Source organism: Streptomyces sp. NPDC001549, assembly GCF_042894025.1.
GTDB lineage: Bacteria > Actinomycetota > Actinomycetes > Streptomycetales > Streptomycetaceae > Streptomyces > Streptomyces kutzneri.
On record NZ_JBIAVJ010000001.1, the window covers coordinates 495,876 to 514,035 of the forward strand.

Sequence of the window (18,160 nt, forward strand, 5' to 3'; positions counted from 1 at the left end):
GGCCCATTGTCCCCGCACCCGGCACCGGACCCGCACCGTTTTCCGTCAGGCCTGCGGGATAGGTTTCCCGGCATGGGTCATCAGGGCAGCCGCGGCGAGCGGCGGATCAGTTCGGTATTCCTCGGCATTTTCGCGATCATGGCCGTCACGGGCTGGGCGGTGTGGACGGGGTACGCGGCGAGCCCGGGACTCGCCGTGTTCCTCTTCGTGACGTCGGCGTGGATCGTCTCCCTGTGCCTGCACGAGTACGCGCACGCCCGCACGGCGCTGCACGGAGGTGACCTCACGGTGGGCGCCAAGGGCTACCTGACCCTGAATCCGCTCAAGTACACGCACGCGCTGCTCAGCATCGTGCTGCCGGTGATCTTCGTGATCCTGGGCGGCATCGGCCTGCCCGGTGGCGCGGTGTTCATCGAGCGCAACCGGATCCAGGGCCGCTGGAAGCACAGCCTCATCTCGGCGGCGGGCCCGCTGACCAACGTGGCGTTCGCCGTGGTGTGCACGGCCCCGTTCTGGCTGGACGCCCTCGACGGGGTGCCGCTGGCGTTCCGCTACGCGCTCGCCTTCCTCGCCATGCTGCAGGTCTCGGCGGCGATCCTGAACTTCCTGCCGGTACCGGGCCTGGACGGCTACGGGGTCATCGAGCCCTGGCTGTCGTACCGGGTGCGCCGCGAGATGGAGCCGCTGGCGCAGTTCGGCCTGCTGGCCGTGTTCGCGCTGCTGTGGATCCCGGGGGTCAACGCGTTCTTCTTCGGCGTGGTGGACGGCGTGATATCGGCGCTCGGCGTGTCGGACCTGGAGACGTACTGCGGCCGCGAGCTCTACAACTTCTGGCGGGAGACCGGCAGCTTCTGCGCCGTCCCGCAGGACTGACGGCCCGGTGCCGGGCGGAGAGCTCGGAGAGCTCGGAGAGCTCGGCCCGGCCCGAGCCGCTCACCCGGTCAAATGTCAGTGCGATCTGCTATTCCTTTCGGAAATACTGCAACGGATCCGACCGATCAACAGCAGTGATCTCAGGGGGATTTCGCACACATGACACCCAGAACGCGCTTGCGCGCCCTGCCCGCGGCGGCCCTGTCGCTGGCTCTCGGCCTGGCCGCCGCGGCGCCGGCCTCGGCCGCCGCCGACCCGGCGGCACCCGAGGTCACGGCGCCCCGCACCAGCCCGGCCCCCGGTTTCGCCGGCGAGGAGCAGTACTCCGACTGCTACACCGACCCGTATGCAGGGTCCGGAGCCGGCTGGATCGGCCTGAACGACGTCACCACCAAGGTCACCGCCACCTCGGCGTCCAACGCCCAGCTGCAGACGACGTTCCAGCTGTGGGACAACGCGTACGGGGGCAGGCGCACCGACTTCCCGACCTCGTGGTCCACCTACCCCGAGGCCGCCACGAACCTCCCCCGCGACCTGCTGAAGGACGGCGGCCAGTACGCATGGCGGGCCCGGGCCACCGACGGGAAGCTGACCAGCCCGTACACGGCCTGGTGCTACTTCCGCGTGGACCACACCCGGCCCACCGCCGAGGTCACCACGGACGAGACCCCCAAGAAGGTCGGCGAGGAGGCCACCTTCACCCTGAAGGGCACCGACGGCGGCTCGGGAATCGCCTGCGCCCGCTGGCAGACGAGCCCCGTCTTCCCGGTCGGCTGGAGCTGCGCGGACGAGGCGACCGACTCGCGCGTCCTCCGGCTGACGGACGGCTCGGCCGACATCAAGGTCAAGCCCGCCACCTGGGGCAGCCAGGCGGTGTACCTCCAGACCAGGGACAACGCGGGCAACCTCGGCCAGGCGGAGGCGTACTACTACGCGCAGCCCGCCGCCAAGCCCGCAGCCTTCGGCGACATCGACGCCGACGGAAAGCCGGACGTCCTCGTCCCGGATGCGGCGGGCAGCCTCCGCAAGCGGGGCTCGAACCCGCTGGACCCCGCGAACGCCCACCACCTGGCCGCCCCGGGCGGCGGCGAGAGCTGGGCGGGCGTTCAGTACACCCACCGAGGGTCGCTGGGTGAGCAGACGGTCGACGACCTGGTGGCCCATGCCCCCGGCGGGGAGTACATCTACCGGTTCAACAACGACGGGGCGGGCCGCTTCACGGACCAGAGCCCGATCCACCTGGGCAAGCCCGCCACGTGCCTGGACACGGCAGGTTCCGTCATCGACTGCGCTCAGCACGGGTTCGGTCCGGACTGGTCGAAGGTCACGCAGATCGCCGCGTACGGATCGCCGACCGGCGACAGCGCGGTCAACGGCCTCCTGCCCCGCAGCTCCCTGCTGTTCGTCGAGAACGGGCGGCTGTGGCTCGCGAAGCTGGGCGGCATCCGGCTGCGGACGGCCACGCTCCTCTCCGGCGACGACACCCACTGGGCCGGCTACGACCTGCTCACCCCGGGCCGGGCGCAGGGCACGGACTTCCCGACCCTGTGGGCCCGCTCCCGGGCGGACGGCGCGATCCGCGCCTTCTCCGTCAAGGGCACCGCTGACGCACCGGACTTCTCCGCCTTCGTGAACCCGGCCGCCGGGCCGGTCCTGTCCACCCTGACCCCGGCCGCGCACCCGCGCGTCGGCTCCGACGGCGACCTCACGGGTGACGGCCTGCCGGACCTGTGGTCCGCGGACGCCACCGGCAAGGTCACCGTCTTCCCGGGTACGGGCACGGCCACCCCGCACCCCACGGTCACCGGTTTCGGCCCGGCCGTCTGACCCACCGGACGCCCCCGGACACCCCCGAGGCCGCCCGGGCGGTTCCCGGGCCGTCTCGTCCGGATCCTGCCGGACGAGACGGCCTAGCCGACCTGGCGCGCGGCGGAGGCCTTCTCGGCCTTCGCCTTGCGCAGGTAGTACCAGGCCATGTTGGACGTGAGGCCGGCCAGCAGCACCCAGACGATCCCGAGGAAGCTGCCTTCGACGAAGGCGACGACGGCCGCGGCCACCGCACAGGCGCAGACGACAAGGGCGAAGACGGCAAGGCGGGGCATGGAAAGAGCTCCTCGGAAACACTGAACGGGGTCGAGCCACTCCAGTGTCCCCCATGCCCCGCAGTGCTGCCGTAAGAGCGCCGGCGATCCCATCCGGCTCGTTTCCGGCTTCACCTGATCTTCTGCACCCCGTGGCACTAGGTTCGGCGGGTACGCGCCGTATCCGGGCGTGACAGAACGATCAGCCCGGCCTGCTCGGCCCGCGACGGAGCCCGGTTTCATCCGCGGCGTCGACGCCGCGGTCGACCGCTTCTACCACGGGGTGGTGGCCCACCTGGGCGCCTTCGAGGCGCGCGGCGGCCGCCGGGGCTGATCCGGTTCCCGGCGGTCCGGGCCTGCGGGCCGGGCCGCCGGGTGCGGCTTCGGGGGTGGCGTGGGGACCCGGGTCAGAGGTCCGTGACGCGCAGGCCCGCGTGGGCCTTGTAACGGCGGTTGGTGGAGATCAGGTTGGCCACCAGGGACTCGACCTGGTGGGCGTTGCGCAGGCGGCCGGCGAAGACGCCGCGCATGCCCGGGATGCGGGCGGCCAGGGCCTGGACGATGTCCGTGTCGGCGCGGACCTCGCCGAGGACCATCACGTCGGTGTCGATCTCGTCGATCGACTCGTCCTGGAGCAGGACGGCCGAGAGGTGGTGGAAGGCGGCGGTGACGCGGGAGTCCGGGAGCAGCGCGGCGGCCTGCTGGGCGGCGCTGCCCTCTTCGACCTGGAGGGCGTAGGCGCCCTGCTTGTCGAAGCCGAGCGGGTTGACGCAGTCCACCACGAGCTTGCCCGCGAGGTCCTCGCGCAGCGCTTCGAGGGTCTTGGCGTGGCCCTCCCACGGCACCGCGATGATGACGATGTCGCTGCGGCGCGCGCACTCGGCGTTGTCCGCGCCCTCCACGCCGAGGCCCAGTTCGCCGGCCGCGGTCTGCGCGCGGTCGGCGGCGCGGGAGCCGATGATCACCTTCTGGCCGGCCCTGGCGAGCCGGTAGGCCAGGCCCCGGCCCTGGTCACCGGTGCCGCCGAGGACGCCGACGACGAGGCCGGACACGTCCGGCAGCTCCCACGGGTCCTTGACCGGCGGCTTCTGCGTGTTGTCTGAGGAAGTCATGGGGGCGAGGGTACTGCCGGGTAGTCCACAGTCGAAGGGGAGGGAACCGCTCCCCCGTGTCGCCCGCATGGTGCAGGATGCCGATATGGACGCCGTGAGGGTCGCGCTGCTGCGCGAGGTGCTCGCCGGTACGCAGTGGCCGGGTGCCGCGCGCCGCTTCGCCGGATCGCTGCGCCGGTCCGTCGTACCGGGCGGCGGTCACCTGCTGCTGGTGGGGACCGAGGGCTACGAGCCCTGGCATCTGGCGGCGCACCTGGTGGACGAGGCCGCCTGGTCGGGTCTGCCGGAGCTGGCGCCCACGCTCGTACGCCACCACGTGCGGCCCGGGGAGCCGCCGCACCTGTCGGTGGGGCTGGGCCGGCTGGCGGCGGCCCGGCGCGGGCACACGCTGCTGGTGGTGGCTCCGGGGGCACCGGGTGAGGGGCTGCTGGAGCGCGTCCACGACGCGCGGCGGGCGGGGGCGACCGTACTGTCCCTGGACGGCGGGGACCCGGATCTGTGCACGCTCGCCCATGACGCGCTGTCGGTACCGGCACCGGTGCCGGAGGACGGGATGGACCTGGACACCGTGCAGCACCTGGTCAGCGCGGCGGCCGGGGAGAACACCGTGCCGGTGCGGCGCGGACCGCGCCGGTTCAGGGACCGGCTGGCGCGGCTGGCCGACCACCTGACCGCGCCGCCGCCCAGCCGCTGGTAGGGCCTACGCCCCGCCCGTGCCGCCCTCTTCGTCCTCGCGGGTCCTGTCGTTCCACTTGGGGTCGTTCTGCCATTCGAGGTTGCGTTCCTGCGCCGTCTCCATGGCGTGGTTCGCCTCCTCCGGGGTGCCGTACGGGCCGAACCGGTCCTTGGCCGGGCAGTCGGGGCCCTCCTCGACCTTCTTGTGGACCAGGCAGTAGTACCACTCGCCGGGTTTGCCCACCTGACGCTTCTTGAACAGGGCCATCGTCGTCGGGCTCCTCTCATACCGCTCTATCCCGCCATGCTGCCCCATCCCCGCTGGATACACTCGCTCGCATGTCTGGCCAGTCGCTGCTCGTACCAGGCGAGCTCTCTCCCGTCCGTTCCGTTCCCGGAAACATCCGCCGGCCCGAGTACGTGGGCAAGCCCGCACCCACTCCGTACACCGGACCGGAGGTGCAGTCGGCCGAGACCATCGAGGCCATGCGCATCGCCGGCCGGATCGCCGCCCAGGCGATGGAAGAGGCCGCGAAGCTGATCGCGCCGGGGGTGACCACCGACGAGCTCGACCGGGTCGCCCACGCGTACATGTGCGACCACGGGGCCTACCCCTCGACGCTCGGTTACCGGGGCTTCCCGAAGTCGCTGTGCTCCTCCGTGAACGAGGTCATCTGCCACGGCATCCCCGATTCCACCGTCCTGCGCGACGGCGACATCGTGAACCTCGACGTGACCGCGTACATCGGCGGCGTGCACGGCGACAACAACGCGACCTACCTGTGCGGGGAGGTGGACGAGGAGTCGCGGCTGCTGGTGGAGCGCACCCGGGAGGCACTGAACCGGGCCATCAAGGCCGTCAAGCCGGGCCGCCAGATCAACATCATCGGCCGGGTCATCGAGTCGTACGCGAAGCGGTTCGGCTACGGCGTGGTCCGTGACTTCACCGGCCACGGCATCAACACGTCCTTCCACTCGGGCCTGATCGTCCCGCACTACGACAACCCGCACGCCACCACCGTCATCGAGCCCGGCATGACCTTCACCATCGAGCCGATGCTGACGCTGGGCACCCACGAGTACGACATGTGGGAGGACGGCTGGACGGTCGTCACGAAGGACCGCAAGCGGACCGCGCAGTTCGAGCACACGCTGGTGGTCACGGACTCCGGCGCGGAGATCCTGACCCTTCCCTAGGCCCTGGCCGTTCCAGCGGTCTCTCCGCGACCACGACCGGGCCCGGTGCACCTGTGCACCGGGCCCGGCCCTGTTCCCGCGGACTCCCCGGGGGCTACGCGCTGAGCGGGAACTGCTCGCCCAGCTCCCGGAAGACCGCGCCGTTGAAGTCGAAGGCGCGCTTGCACTCGTCGATGATGCGCTGCTTCTCCAGGTCGTCCGCCGCTATGGCGTCCAGCAGCTCGCGGTAGGTCCGCTTGAAGGCCGCCGGGTTGGAGATGTCCGCGAAGACGTAGAACCGGACGCCGTCGCCCTTGCGCTCGAAGCCCCAGGTGCGCTCGGCCTTGTCGCGGATGATCTGGCCGCCGGAGAGGTCGCCCAGGTAGCGGGTGTAGTGGTGGGCGACGTACCCGCCCGGCCACTGCGCCGCGCACTCGGCCACCCGGTCGGCGTACGCACGCGTCGCGGGCAGGGCCACCACGCTCTCCCGCCAGTCCGGTCCCACCAGGTGGGCGAGGTCGCGCTCGATCTCGGCGACGCGCATGAGCTCGGGCTGGATGAACGGGCCGGCCACCGGGTCGTCCTTGAGCGATTCGGCCGCGTCCTCCAGGGCCCGGTACACGAACCACAGTTGCTCGGTGTAGCGCGTGTACGCGTCCACGCCGAGCCGTCCACCCAGCAGATCGCTCATGAAGGTCGACGTCTCTGCCTCGGTGTGCTGCTCGTGCGAGGCGACGCGGATGACCGTAGAGAAGGCGTCCAAGGCGGACCTCCAGGAAGAGGAAACAGGCGCGGCGGCATCACCGTCACGCCCGATCCTCCTACTTAGGCTTGCCTAAGTCAATGAGTTCCCGACGCCTTGTCGGTAAAAAATCAGCCGCCCGAGAAGGCCCGGGGCGTGAGCCACCCGATGAGGAGCAGGTGGGACCGGAAAGGGGTGTGTCAGATCCTGTCCGGGGTCGGGGCGAAGCGGACGCGGCCGCCGATCTCCACGGTGCCGTCCGGGCCGGGAGCGGTGAGGATCTGGGATCCGGCGCCCTGGGTGATGTTCAGGGCGCGGTTCAGCTGGGCCGTCAGCAGGATCGCCGCCGAGCCGGTGGCCTCGTCCTCGGTGATGATCCCGTCGGGGCGGCGCGGAAAGCCCCGGGCCCGCACGCGGCCCGCGGCCTCGTCCTCCCAGGCCCAGGCGTACAACCAGCCCTCGCCGGGCGGCGGGGCGGGCAGCGCCTCGACCTCGGCGACGGATCCGTACTGCTCGGTGCGCTTGCCCTCGACCCACTCGGGGCGGGCCGTGATCCAGGTGAACTCCCCGTCGTCACGGGCCCATACGGATCCGGCGGGCGGCTGCAGCTCTTCGATGTCCAGCAACCACGCGGCCCCGACCAGCGGATGTCCCGCGAAGGACATGCGCGTGCCGGGGGTGCGGATGTCGACGACCCCGCGCTCGGGGTCGTCGACGAACACCGTCTCGCTGTAGCCGAGTTCGGCGGCCAGGGCCTGCCGCGACGCGTCGTCGGGGCAGGTCCGGCCGTCCCGTACGACACCGAGCAGGTTGCCGAAGCGGCCGTCACCCGCGCAGAAGACCTTCAACACGTCGAGATCGTTCACGCGGGAATTGAAGCACGGCTCAGACCTGGGCCGTACGGCGCCTGCGCGCGAGGTACACCGCGCCCGCGCCGGCCGCTATCACCACACCGGAGGTGGTGAGCAGGGCCCCGGCCGGGATCTCGGCGCCGGTGTTGGCGAGGTTGCCGCCGACGGAGGAGGAACCGCCGCCGACGGTGCCGCCCGTACCGCCGGTGGTGCCGCCGGTCGTACTGCCCGTGGTGCCGCCGGTTCCGCCCGTGGTGCCGCCGTTCGAGCCGCCCGTCGAGCCGCCGGTCGTCCCACCGGTGCTCGGGAGGGTGGCGTCCTTGTCCACCGCCACGGCGAAGGTGAGCGGGTCGATCGCGTCGCCCGCCTTGTACATGGAGCCGGTGGCGTCCCTGGCGAAGGCGGCCGCGCCCTCGGCGGTGAAGACCGCCGGGACCGCGTTCAGGGCCAGGACGCCGTTCTTGGTCTTGTAGTCGGTCTTCGAGAGGTCGAGCGTGGCGAAGCGAAGGCCCGTCTTGGCGCCGGAGGCGTTCTTGACGTCCACGTAGAGGGTGCCGGTCTTGCCGGTGGCCTCGACGCGGGGGCTGCCGAAGGTCATGTCGATGCCGTGGGCCGCGTACTGGAAGCGGAGGTTGCCCTGGAAGGAGGCGTTCAGCTTCTGCTTCTTGGCGTCGAGGTCGCCCTTGCCGAAGGCGAAGTCGAAGGTGTCGCCGTTCTTGGCGGCACCGCCGGCCGGGGTGATCGACCCCGCACTCAGCACGTACTTGCGGAAGGACTCCTTCACGCCCCACGTCAGCTTGCCGCTGAGCACCTTCTGCGTGTCGCCGGCCGGAGGCGTCGGGTTCTTGGTGGTGTTCTCCGGGGTGGGCTCGGGGTCGGGCTTCTTCTCGAACTCCAGCTTCGCGGTGAGCGGGTCGCCGGGCCTGTCCTTGTAGTCCGGGTAACCGAGCGCGTCCGCGGCTTCCTTGGTGAGCGTGGTACCCAGGCCGTTCATCACCTGGCCGGCGAAGGCCACGGTGGCCATCGGCACGTCCTGAGTGGTCGCGCCGCCCTTGGTGACGTCCACGGTGAGCTTCTTGGTGCCGGTGTCGATGCGGAAGTCCGAGAGCTTGACCTCGAAGCCGTGGCCGGCCGGCGGGGCGGGCGAGGAGAAGGTGACGCTGCCCTTGAAGGCCGCCTTCACCACGTGCCCGTTGGCCGGCTCGTACGCGCCGGCCGGCTCGACGAAGCGCAGGGTGCCGTCCTCGTTCTGCCTGGCGCCGTCCGCGACGGTGATGGTGCCCTTGGCCATGCCGGTCACGTAGGCGCGGTAGCTCGCGAGCAGGCCCCAGTCGAGGGTGCCACCGGTGATCTTCATCGGGTCGGTGGGCGGGCCGCCCGCGGCGGTGGCGGGCAGGGCGAAGGCGGTGGCGCCGAGCGCCGCGGCGGTCAGGACCGCGGCAGCGAGCGAGATCGGGCGTCGGATGGACGACATGGCTGGGACTCCTGAAGGAACCGGGGGAAGGGGGAGAGGAGGGGGTGCCTACTGGGGCGTGTCGGTCGGCGCGGCCGGGGCGGCTGCCGTACGACGCTTGCGCACGACCAGGAAGGTGCCACCGCCGGCCAGGACCAGGAGGGCCACGGCGAGGGCGACGAAGAGCCCGGTGTTCGAGGACTCCGCAGCCTTCGCGGCGGGGGCGGGCTCGGCGGACGGCGACGCGGACGCGGGGGCGGGCGAGGCCGTCGAGCCCAGGTCGGGCAGGGCGGGCAGCTGGGCGGTGGAGTCCAGGGCGACGGCGAGCGAGACGGGGTCCATCTCGGTGCCGGCCTTGTACATGGAGTTGAAGGCCTGGGAGCCGCCCTCGGTGAGGGTGGCCGGGGCTTCGGTCAGGGTGGCCAGCTTGCCCTCGGTCTTCAGACCCTTGGCGTCGAACTCCACGAGCGGGACGGCGTTCTTCGTCGCGCCGCCGGCGGTGACGTCCGCGGACAGGACGCCCTTGCCGTTCTCCACCTTCACGCTCATCTTGCCGAGCGTGAGGTCCAGGTGGGCGCCGGTGAACTGGACCGTACCGGCGAAGGCCGCGTCAAGAGCGCCTTTCGCGGCGTCGAACGATCCCTTGCCCTGCGGGAAGCGGAACAGCGCGCCGCCGTCCTGGGCTCCCTCGGCGAGGGTCCACTTGCCCTGGCCGACCGAGCCGGTGACGTACTCGCGGAAGGTGCGGCGTACCCCCCAGTCGACGGCGGCGTCGGCGAAGGCGCCCGGCGCCTGCGGGGTCTCCGCGGTGGCGCTCGGCTGCGCGGCCGTCGCCGACGGCACGGGCTCGGCGGCCGGGGCGGTCTTGACGTCGGCGGAGAGCGAGATCGGGTCGAGCTGGGTGCCGGCGCCGTAGTAGCCGGCGAACGCCTTGGCGCCTTCCGCGGTGAGGGTGGCCGGGATGTTCGTGAGGGACAGCGGGCCGGCGCCGCCCTTCATGTTGATGCCGCCGACGCCGAGCGAGGCGAAGGCGACCTGCGACTGGTCGGTGACCGCGCCGCTGTCCTTGGCCTTGCTGGAGACGTCCACGTACAAAGTGCCCTTGCCGCCGGAGATCTTGACGGTCGGGCGGCTGATGGCCATGTCCAGCTCGTAGACGCCGTCGGGCTTCTGGTGGCCCTGGAAGGTCACCCCGCCCGAGTAGGAGGCCTCGAAGGTTCCGGAGCCGGGATCGTAGGAGCCGGCCGCGGAGTGGAAGCGGAAGAGGCTGCCGCCCACCGTGGCTGCGCCACTCTTCAGCTTGAAACCACCTTTTGCCACCGGACCCGTGACATAACTCTGGAAAGACGATTTGATGCCCCAGTCGAGTCGACCCCCCTGTACGGTGCCCGCCCGGGCGGCGGTCGCCGGGAGCAGAGCGCCCAGCAGGGCCGCCAACAGGGCGACGGCGAACGCACGGACGGGTCTTGTGGGCATGAATGCCCCCTCCTAAGGTCTAGCGAGCAAGGTTAGGCTAACCTAAGCTAACCCCGGCCGGATGAACACCCCCCGGTCTCCAGAACCTCAGTCGGACGATCAGGACGGTGCCTTCGTGCCTACGCCCGCCGCGTCACACCGCTTTCCCCGTCTCGCAGTTGCCGTGGCAGCACTGGCACTCGCACTGACGGCCTGCGGAGGTACGGCCACCACCCCGGGCTCATCCGCCCCCGCCGCAGCCGCGGTCCCGGACCGGCTCGAACCGCTCCCGGCGCCACAGCCCGCCCTGCCGGTCACCGTGCCCTCGGTCGACGGCGCCCAGGTCACCATCACGTCCGCGGACCGGGTCGTCCCGCTGAGCGGCAGCCTCAACGAGATCGTCCACACGCTGGGCCTCGGCAAGCAGGTCGTCGCCCGGGACATCACGGCCACCTTCGAACAGGCCGCCCAGCTGCCGGTGGTGACACGTGGACACGACGTCTCCGCGGAGAGCGTCCTGTCCCTGCGCCCGACCCTCGTCATCGCGGAGACCACCAGCGGCCCCGGAGAAGCGATCCAGCAGATCCGCGACGCCGGCGTCCCGGTCCTCGTCATCGCCCCCGCCAAGGGACTGGACGACGTACCGAAGCGCATCGACGCCGTGGCCGCCGCGCTCGGCGTCAAGGAGGCCGGCACGCAGCTGAACCAGCGCACCGCCGACCGGATCGCCACCGTCCGCAAGGACATCCCGGCCGCCTCCGGCAAGAAGCCCCGGGTGGCCTTCCTCTACCTGCGCGGCACCGCCTCCGTCTACCTGCTGGGCGGTTCGGACTCCGGCGCCGCCTCCCTGCTGGAGGCCGCCGGCGCGGTCGACACCGGCAAGGACTCCGGACTCGGCAAGGACTTCACCCCGATCACCAGCGAGGCCCTGGCGGCCGCCGCACCCGACGCGATCCTCGTCATGTCCAAGGGCCTCGAATCGGTCGGCGGCATCGACGGCCTGGTGAAGATCCCGGGCGTCGCCCAGACCCCGGCCGGCATGGACCGCCGGGTCGTCACGGTCGACGACGGCGTCCTCCTCAACTACGGCCCCCGCACCGACCAGGTCCTCTCCTCCCTGGTCACCCAGCTCTACGGCAAGGGCGCCTGAGGTGGCCCTCTACGACCCCGAAGCCAGGACCGCTCCCGGCACGGACTCCTCCAGCAAGCAGGTCACCCACGCGGCACCGCACGGTCCCGCAGGGGCCGGGAGTGCGCCGGGGCGACCCCCGCAGGCCGAACGCACCACCGCCACCGCACCCTCCGACCGGTCAACCGGTTCCGACGGGGACGGGAGTGCGCCGGTGCACCCCCCGCGCGGTTCCGACGGGGACGGGTGTGTGCCGGGGCGATCCCCGCAGGGCGCCGAATGCACTTCCGCCGCGCCGTCCGACCCCTCGTCACATTCGGCGCCCGAGGAGACGCCCCGGCGCGCGCCCGGCCCCGGCCCCGGCGGAACCGCCACCCCCGCAAAGCCGCGCAACGGCACCGGCACCGGCAACGGCACCGGCATCGGCATCGGCATCGGCAGGCCCGCACTGCTCACCATCGCCCTCGTCACCACCCTCGCCCTCCTCGCCCTGCTCTCCGCAGGAGTCGGCGCCTACGACATCCCCCTCACCGACGTCCTCGCCTCCGTCCAGCACCACCTCGGCCTCGGCGGAGCCCCCCTCGACCGGGTCGGCGAGAGCGTGCTGTGGAACGTCCGTCTCCCCCGCGTCGTGCTCGCCCTGCTCGTCGGCGCCAGCCTCGGCTGCGCGGGCGCGCTCATGCAGGGCGTCTTCGGCAACCCCCTCGCCGAGCCCGGCGTCATCGGCATCTCGGCCGGCGCCGCCGTCGGCGCGGTCGCCGCCATCGGCCTCGGCCTCAGTTTCTTCGGCAACTGGACCATCACCGTCTGCGCGTTCGTCGCCGGCCTGATCACCGTCAGCTCGGTCTATCTCCTCTCCCGCAACGGCGGGAAGACGGAGGTCGTCACCCTCATCCTCACCGGCATCGCCGTCAACGCCTTCGCCGGCGCCCTCATCGGCCTGTTCGTCTTCTTCGCGGACAGCGGCCAGGTCAACCAGATCACCTTCTGGCAGCTCGGCTCCCTCGCCCAGGCCACCTGGCCCAAGGTCCTCGCCGTTCTGCCCTGCGCCGTCGCCGGCCTGCTGATCGCCCCCTTCTACTCCCGCCGCCTCGACCTCCTCTCCCTCGGCGAACGCCCGGCCCGCCACCTCGGCATCGACGTCGAGCGGCTGCGCCTCTCCCTCATCCTGGTCGTCGCGCTGCTCACCGCCGCCGCCGTCGCCGTGGCCGGCGTCATCACCTTCATCGGCCTGCTCGTCCCGCACCTGCTGCGCATGGCCAACGGCCCCGGCCACCGCTTCCTGGTCCCCGGCAGCGCCCTCGCCGGCGCCGTCGTCCTGGTCGCGGGCGACCTGGCCGCCCGTACCCTCGCCCAGCCCGCCGAGCTGCCGCTCGGTGTACTGACCGCCCTGCTCGGCAGCCCGTTCTTCTTCTGGCTGCTGCGCCGCACCCGCCGCAGGCAAGGAGGCTGGGCGTGACCAGCAAGCCGACCAGCAAACCGACCAGCAAACCGACCGGCAAGGCGACGAGCAAGCCGAGCGGGCCGCTGACCAGCAAGCTGGCAGGGCCGCTGTCCGGGCTGCTCACCCGCTCGCGCAGGACCGTCCCCGCCCGCCCCGCCCCGGGTGACGCGGTCGCCGAGGCCGTAGACCTGCACCTCCGGCTCGGGCAGCGCGAGGTCCTCGCCGGGATCGACCTGACCGCGCGGGCCGGCGAGGTGCTCGCGCTGGTCGGCCCGAACGGCGCCGGCAAGTCCACGCTGCTGGGCGCGCTCGCCGCCGACCTGCCCGCCGCCTCCGGGGTGATCCGGATCGACGGCCGCCCGGTGGGCGACTGGAGCGCCCCGGATCTCGCACTGCGCCGCTCCGTACTCCCCCAGTCGGCCGCGCTCTCCTTCCCCTTCCCGGTGGAGGACGTCGTACGGATGGGCCGCGCGCCCTGGGCCGGCACCCCCTTCGCCGAGGCCGACGAGGAGGCGGTGGCCGCCGCCATGGCCGCCACCGAGGTCACGGACTTCGCCGCGCGCCCCTTCTCCGCCCTCTCCGGCGGTGAGCGGGCCCGGGTCGCGCTGGCCCGCGTACTGGCCCAGCGGACCCCGCTGCTGCTGCTCGACGAACCGACCGCCGCCCTCGACCTGCGCCACCAGGAGCTCGTCCTGCGCATCTGCCGGGAGCGGGCCGCGGCCGGGGACGCCGTCGTCGTGGTCCTGCACGACCTGGGGCTGGCCGCCGCCTACGCGGACCGGGCCGCCGTGCTGCACGACGGGCGGATCGCCGCGGACGGCCCGCCGGCAGAGGTGTTCGAGGACGAGCTGCTGAGCCGGGTGTACCGGCAGCCGGTGGAGGTGCTCCCGCACCCGCGCACCGGGGCCCCGCTGGTGTTTCCCGTACGGGCTTGACCTCCGCTTGACCGTGCCATGGGGCTGCCGTGGGGGCGCCGTGACAGCGCCGTGTCCAAGACCCAGACGTATGAGCTGAATCACGGTACGCGGGGGTATGGGTGAGGTAAGCCTCGGTTAAGTTAGGTCCGCCTCAACGGCCTCTCCCTCCTCGGGGCGGCCCCTCACGTCCGACGCCAGGAGCCCCCTATGCGCCCCGCTCGCCTCACTGTCATCGCCGCGGCCTCCGTGGCGGCCGCGCTGACCGCCGTCACCGGCTGCTCCCAGAAGAGCGACGCGGGCGGCGACGGCGCGATCAAGGTGGCGGCGTCCGACAGCGCCTGCGACGTGTCGAAGACGGAGTTCCCGGCCGGCAAGGTGCAGATCGACGTCGAGAACAAGGGCTCCAAGGTCACCGAGGTCTACGTCCTCTTCCCGGACGCCCGCATCGTGACCGAGCGCGAGAACATCGGCCCCGGCACCAAGGCCTCCATCACCGCCGAGATCAAGGCGGGCGACTACGAGATCGTCTGCAAGCCCGGCATGAAGGGCGACGGCATCTCCCAGAAGGTCAAGGCCACCGGCAAGGGCGGCGAGGAGAAGCGCAGCCCCGAGATGGACGCCGCCGTCGCCGCCTACCGCGCGTACGTGGTCCAGCAGGCCGAGGAGACCCTCCCGAAGGCGCAGGCCTTCGCGGACGCGGTGAAGGCCGGTGACGTCGAGGGCGCGAAGAAGCTCTACGCCACCTCGCGCATCGGCTGGGAGCGCACCGAGCCGGTCGCCGAGTCCTTCGGTGACATCGACCCCAAGGTCGACGTCCGCGAGGACGGCCTGGAGGCCGGCCAGGACCTGGAGAAGGACTGGACCGGCTGGCACCGCCTGGAGAAGGCCCTGTGGGCCGACAACAAGATCGGCGACCGCGAGAAGCAGCTCGCCGACACCCTGATCGCGGACCTCACCGACTGGCAGAAGAAGGTCGGCCAGGCGGAGATCACCCCGACCTCGATCGCCAACGGCGCCAAGGAGCTCCTGGACGAGGTCGCCACCGGCAAGGTCACCGGTGAGGAGGAGCGCTACTCGCGCACCGACCTGGTCGACTTCAAGGCCAACGTCGAGGGTGCGCAGAAGGCGTACGAGCTGCTCAAGCCGATCGCCGCGAAGAACGACCCGGAGCTGGTCAAGCAGCTCGACACCCAGTTCGCGGCCCTGACCGTGCTGCTGGACAAGTACCGCACCGACAAGAACAGCTACGAGTTCACCTCGTACGACAAGGTCGGCGAGCCGGAGCGCAAGGAGCTCTCGGACGGCGTGAACGCGCTCGCCGAGCCGCTCTCCAAGCTCGCCGCCGCGGTCACCAAGTAACCGGCAGAGACGGAAGCAGGCGGGAGATCACGATGACCGAGTCGGACTCGGCTGGGCAGCAGCCGCAGCAGGACGGTGCCGCATCCGCACCGGCTTCCGGTGCCGCGCCCTCACGGCGTGCGGTGCTGGGCTGGGGCGGGGCCGGGTTCGCGCTCGGCGCCGCCGCGGCCGGCGGTGCGGTGACGGCCTTCGGCGGCGGCACGGACATGGTGTCGGCGGCGTCCGCCGGGGCGGCCGTGCCGTTCCACGGCGAGCACCAGGCCGGTATAGCGAGCGCCGTGCAGGACCGCCTGCACTTCGCGGCCTTCGACGTGAAGACGAAGGACCGCGAGGAACTGATCAAGCTCCTCAAGGAGTGGACGGTGGCGGCCCGGCTGATGACGGCCGGTCTGCCGGTCGGTGAGGGCGGCTTCGGCGGCCTCCCTGAGGCCCCGCCGGACGACACGGGCGAGGCGCTGGGCCTGAAGGCCTCCCGGCTCACCCTGACCATCGGCTTCGGTCCGGGCCTGTTCGCCAAGGACCGGTTCGGGCTGGAGGGCAAGCGCCCCGAGGCACTGGTGGACCTGGAGCTGTTCCCCGGCGACAACCTGGACCCGGCCCGCTCCGGCGGCGACCTCTGCGTCCAGGCCTGCGCCGACGACCCGCAGGTCGCCGTGCACGCGATCCGCCAGCTGGCCCGCATCGGCTTCGGCCGCACCGCGATGCGCTGGTCGCAGCTCGGCTTCGGCAAGACCTCGTCGACCACTCCCGACGAGCAGACCCCGCGCAACATGATGGGCTTCAAGGACGGCACCCGGAACATCTCCGGCACCGACAAGGCCGCCCTGGACAAGCACGTGTGGGTCGGCGCGGGCGACGGCAGCGACTGGCTGACCGGCGGCTCGTACCTGGTGGCGCGCCGGATCCGGATGAACATCGAGACCTGGGACCGCACCCCGCTCCAGGAGCAGGAGGACATCTTCGGCCGCGACAAGGGCGAGGGTGCCCCGGTCGGCAAGTCGAAGGAGCGCGACGAGCCGTTCCTGAAGGCGATGAAGCCGGAGGCGCACGTGCGCCTCGCGCACCCGGACACCAACAACGGTGCGACGATCCTGCGCCGCGGCTACTCCTTCACCGACGGCACGGACGGACTGGGCCGCCTGGACGCGGGCCTGTTCTTCCTCGCCTACCAGCGCGACGTCCGCAAGGGCTTCATCCCGATCCAGCGCCAGCTGGCGAAGGCCGACGTCCTCAACGAATACATCCAGCACGTGGGTTCGGCGATCTTCGCCGTCCCGCCGGGCGTCCGTGACAAGGACGACTGGTGGGGCCGGACGCTGTTCGCGTAGTCCCCGCCGGAGAGGAACCACCGCCGTGTTCGGCAACTATCTGATCGGCCTGCGCGAGGGGCTGGAGGCCAGCCTGGTCGTCTGCATCCTCGTCGCGTACCTGGTGAAGACCGAGCGCAGGGACGCCCTGCGTCCCGTGTGGCTGGGCATCGCGATCGCCTGCGGGCTGTCCCTCGCCTTCGGCGCGATGCTCGAATTCGGCACCCAGGAGCTGACCTTCGAGGCGCAGGAGCTGCTCGGCGGCACTCTGTCGATCATCTCCGTGGGCCTGGTGACGTGGATGGTCTTCTGGATGAAGCGCACCGCGCGGCATCTGAAGGCCGATCTGCACGGCAAGCTCGACTCGGCGCTTGCCATGGGCACCGGGGCGCTGGTCGCCACCGCCTTCCTGGCCGTCGGCCGGGAGGGCCTGGAGACGGCCCTGTTCGTGTGGGCGTCGGTACGGGCCAGTGGCGAGGGTTCCTCGGCACCGCTGATCGGTGTGCTGCTGGGCATCGCCACGGCGATCCTGCTGGGGTACCTCTTCTACCGGGGCACGCTGAAGATCAATCTGGCGAAGTTCTTCCGGTGGACCGGCGCCATGCTGGTGATCGTGGCCGCGGGCGTGCTCGCGTACGGGGTGCACGACCTCCAGGAGGCCCGCTTCCTGGGCGGCCTGGGCGACAGGGCCTTCGACATCAGCGAGACGATCCCGCCGGACAGCTGGTACGGGACCCTGCTCAAGGGCATCTTCAACTTCCAGCCCGACCCGACCGTCCTCCAGCTCACGGTGTGGCTGCTGTACCTGGTCCCCGTGCTGACGCTGTTCCTCGTCGACCGCGGCCGCCCGGCGGCCGCGCCGAAGGTACGGCCCGCGGACTCGGACTCCACGCCCGCCGGCTGAGGGTGTCCGGCCGAGCGGCTGCCGCCGGCAGGCTGTGGTGAGGGGCCCTCGGGCCCGTCACCACAGCCTGTCGGTGTTTCCGGGGTGGAGCGGGACGCGGACGCCCGTGAAGGCGGCGCGGTCCCGGCCCGGGTCGTCCGTGAAGAAGGCCGCGAGCACCACCTTGTCGAAGCCGGGGTCGTCGGTGGCCAGGGGATCCTCGGGGGTCCCGCCCACCAGGACCGTGCCGGGCAGCACTTCGAAGCCGGCCGCCTCGTAGAAGGCCGCCAGGGGCCGGTCGCAGCTGAACAGCGCCAGGTCCACGGCCGGGTCGGCCGCCAGCTCGGCGCGGGCCTCCGCCACCAGCCGCGCCCCGCGGCCCCGGCCGCGCAGCGTGGGCCGGGTCACGACCGCGCTCAGCCCGGCCGCCCGGTAGGTCCGCCCCGCGAGCCGGATCTCCTTGAACAGCAGTGCCAGCGAGGCGGCCACGGTGCCGTCCGCGGCCAGCAGGAGCAGGGCCCGCGGGGCCAGGGCCGGGTCGTGCCCGGGCTCGGCCCCCGGCCAGGCCGCGTCCTCCAGCTCCGCGACCTGCCGCGCCAGCCCTGCAGGCAGGTCCGCCTCGGCGCATCCGATCACCCTCACGAATCCATCCCTTCCGGCGTTTGAGGGGCGGGGTCCGGGGCGGAACCCCGGGGATCCGGGC

General features: G+C 71.9%; 19 protein-coding genes. 11 read left to right on the plus strand and 8 right to left on the minus strand.

Features of this window, described 5'->3' with window-relative positions:
• Positions 1 to 72 precede the first annotated feature (72 nt).
• Positions 73 to 873, plus strand: coding sequence for a site-2 protease family protein (locus tag ACFY04_RS02305; protein ID WP_389113802.1), 801 nt, complete (start codon positions 73 to 75; stop codon positions 871 to 873).
• Between the two features lie 159 nt (positions 874 to 1,032).
• Positions 1,033 to 2,700, plus strand: a complete 1,668-nt coding sequence (locus ACFY04_RS02310; protein WP_389113803.1) for a hypothetical protein — start codon at positions 1,033 to 1,035, stop codon at positions 2,698 to 2,700.
• Positions 2,701 to 2,783: 83 nt separating this feature from the next.
• On the opposite strand, the gene ACFY04_RS02315 is transcribed toward ACFY04_RS02310, so the two are convergent.
• Positions 2,784 to 2,975, minus strand: a complete 192-nt coding sequence (locus ACFY04_RS02315; protein ID WP_266597256.1) for a hypothetical protein — start codon at positions 2,973 to 2,975, stop codon at positions 2,784 to 2,786.
• 169 nt (positions 2,976 to 3,144) lie between these two features.
• Here ACFY04_RS02315 and ACFY04_RS02320 point away from each other — a divergent pair, with 169 nt between their 5' ends.
• Complete coding sequence (locus ACFY04_RS02320) at positions 3,145 to 3,288, plus strand: hypothetical protein (protein WP_389113804.1); 144 nt, start codon at positions 3,145 to 3,147, stop codon at positions 3,286 to 3,288.
• 73 nt (positions 3,289 to 3,361) lie between these two features.
• On the opposite strand, the gene npdG is transcribed toward ACFY04_RS02320, so the two are convergent.
• Positions 3,362 to 4,066, minus strand: coding sequence for an NADPH-dependent F420 reductase (gene npdG, locus ACFY04_RS02325; RefSeq protein WP_301371536.1), 705 nt, complete (start codon positions 4,064 to 4,066; stop codon positions 3,362 to 3,364).
• Positions 4,067 to 4,151: 85 nt separating this feature from the next.
• Between npdG and ACFY04_RS02330 the strand changes: the two genes are divergently transcribed.
• Complete coding sequence (locus ACFY04_RS02330; protein WP_389113805.1) at positions 4,152 to 4,763, plus strand: hypothetical protein; 612 nt, start codon at positions 4,152 to 4,154, stop codon at positions 4,761 to 4,763.
• A gap of 3 nt (positions 4,764 to 4,766) precedes the next feature.
• Here the strand turns inward: ACFY04_RS02330 and ACFY04_RS02335 are convergent, their stop codons facing one another.
• Positions 4,767 to 5,009: a hypothetical protein gene (locus ACFY04_RS02335; RefSeq protein ID WP_389113806.1), complete on the minus strand. Its 243-nt coding sequence runs from the start codon at positions 5,007 to 5,009 to the stop codon at positions 4,767 to 4,769.
• A 71-nt stretch (positions 5,010 to 5,080) separates the two neighbouring features.
• Here ACFY04_RS02335 and map point away from each other — a divergent pair, with 71 nt between their 5' ends.
• The gene (gene map, locus ACFY04_RS02340; protein WP_389113807.1) at positions 5,081 to 5,938 is read left to right on the plus strand and encodes a type I methionyl aminopeptidase; all 858 of its coding nucleotides are present in this window, start codon (positions 5,081 to 5,083) and stop codon (positions 5,936 to 5,938) included.
• A 94-nt stretch (positions 5,939 to 6,032) separates the two neighbouring features.
• On the opposite strand, the gene ACFY04_RS02345 is transcribed toward map, so the two are convergent.
• The 4 genes from ACFY04_RS02345 to ACFY04_RS02360 all read right to left on the minus strand — a co-directional run bounded on the left by ACFY04_RS02345 (position 6,033) and on the right by ACFY04_RS02360 (position 10,439).
• A complete protein-coding gene (locus tag ACFY04_RS02345; protein WP_314251161.1) occupies positions 6,033 to 6,680 on the minus strand; it encodes a biliverdin-producing heme oxygenase in 648 nt (215 codons plus the stop codon).
• 179 nt (positions 6,681 to 6,859) lie between these two features.
• Entirely contained in the window at positions 6,860 to 7,525 is a 666-nt protein-coding gene (locus ACFY04_RS02350) for a PhzF family phenazine biosynthesis protein (RefSeq protein WP_389113808.1), read from the minus strand.
• A gap of 19 nt (positions 7,526 to 7,544) precedes the next feature.
• On the minus strand, positions 7,545 to 8,984 hold the full coding sequence (locus ACFY04_RS02355; RefSeq protein WP_389113809.1) for an HtaA domain-containing protein: 1,440 nt from the start codon (positions 8,982 to 8,984) through the stop codon (positions 7,545 to 7,547).
• A 48-nt stretch (positions 8,985 to 9,032) separates the two neighbouring features.
• Positions 9,033 to 10,439, minus strand: coding sequence for an HtaA domain-containing protein (locus ACFY04_RS02360; protein WP_389113810.1), 1,407 nt, complete (start codon positions 10,437 to 10,439; stop codon positions 9,033 to 9,035).
• A 115-nt stretch (positions 10,440 to 10,554) separates the two neighbouring features.
• Here ACFY04_RS02360 and ACFY04_RS02365 point away from each other — a divergent pair, with 115 nt between their 5' ends.
• The 6 genes from ACFY04_RS02365 (at position 10,555) to efeU (ending at position 17,478) form a co-directional block, all read left to right on the plus strand.
• On the plus strand, positions 10,555 to 11,568 hold the full coding sequence (locus ACFY04_RS02365) for a hemin ABC transporter substrate-binding protein (protein ID WP_389113811.1): 1,014 nt from the start codon (positions 10,555 to 10,557) through the stop codon (positions 11,566 to 11,568).
• A gap of 400 nt (positions 11,569 to 11,968) precedes the next feature.
• Complete coding sequence (locus tag ACFY04_RS02370; protein ID WP_389113915.1) at positions 11,969 to 13,006, plus strand: FecCD family ABC transporter permease; 1,038 nt, start codon at positions 11,969 to 11,971, stop codon at positions 13,004 to 13,006.
• 92 nt (positions 13,007 to 13,098) lie between these two features.
• Positions 13,099 to 13,926, plus strand: a complete 828-nt coding sequence (locus tag ACFY04_RS02375; RefSeq protein WP_389113916.1) for a heme ABC transporter ATP-binding protein — start codon at positions 13,099 to 13,101, stop codon at positions 13,924 to 13,926.
• A gap of 189 nt (positions 13,927 to 14,115) precedes the next feature.
• Positions 14,116 to 15,267 carry an iron uptake system protein EfeO gene (gene efeO, locus ACFY04_RS02380; RefSeq protein ID WP_389113812.1) on the plus strand — a complete coding sequence of 384 codons (1,152 nt, stop codon included), beginning with the start codon at positions 14,116 to 14,118 and terminating at the stop codon, positions 15,265 to 15,267.
• A gap of 32 nt (positions 15,268 to 15,299) precedes the next feature.
• A complete protein-coding gene (gene efeB / locus ACFY04_RS02385) occupies positions 15,300 to 16,595 on the plus strand; it encodes an iron uptake transporter deferrochelatase/peroxidase subunit (protein ID WP_389113813.1) in 1,296 nt (431 codons plus the stop codon).
• Between the two features lie 25 nt (positions 16,596 to 16,620).
• Positions 16,621 to 17,478: an iron uptake transporter permease EfeU gene (gene efeU / locus ACFY04_RS02390; protein ID WP_389113814.1), complete on the plus strand. Its 858-nt coding sequence runs from the start codon at positions 16,621 to 16,623 to the stop codon at positions 17,476 to 17,478.
• A 57-nt stretch (positions 17,479 to 17,535) separates the two neighbouring features.
• Here the strand turns inward: efeU and ACFY04_RS02395 are convergent, their stop codons facing one another.
• Complete coding sequence (locus tag ACFY04_RS02395) at positions 17,536 to 18,099, minus strand: GNAT family N-acetyltransferase (RefSeq protein ID WP_389113815.1); 564 nt, start codon at positions 18,097 to 18,099, stop codon at positions 17,536 to 17,538.
• Positions 18,100 to 18,160 lie beyond the last annotated feature (61 nt).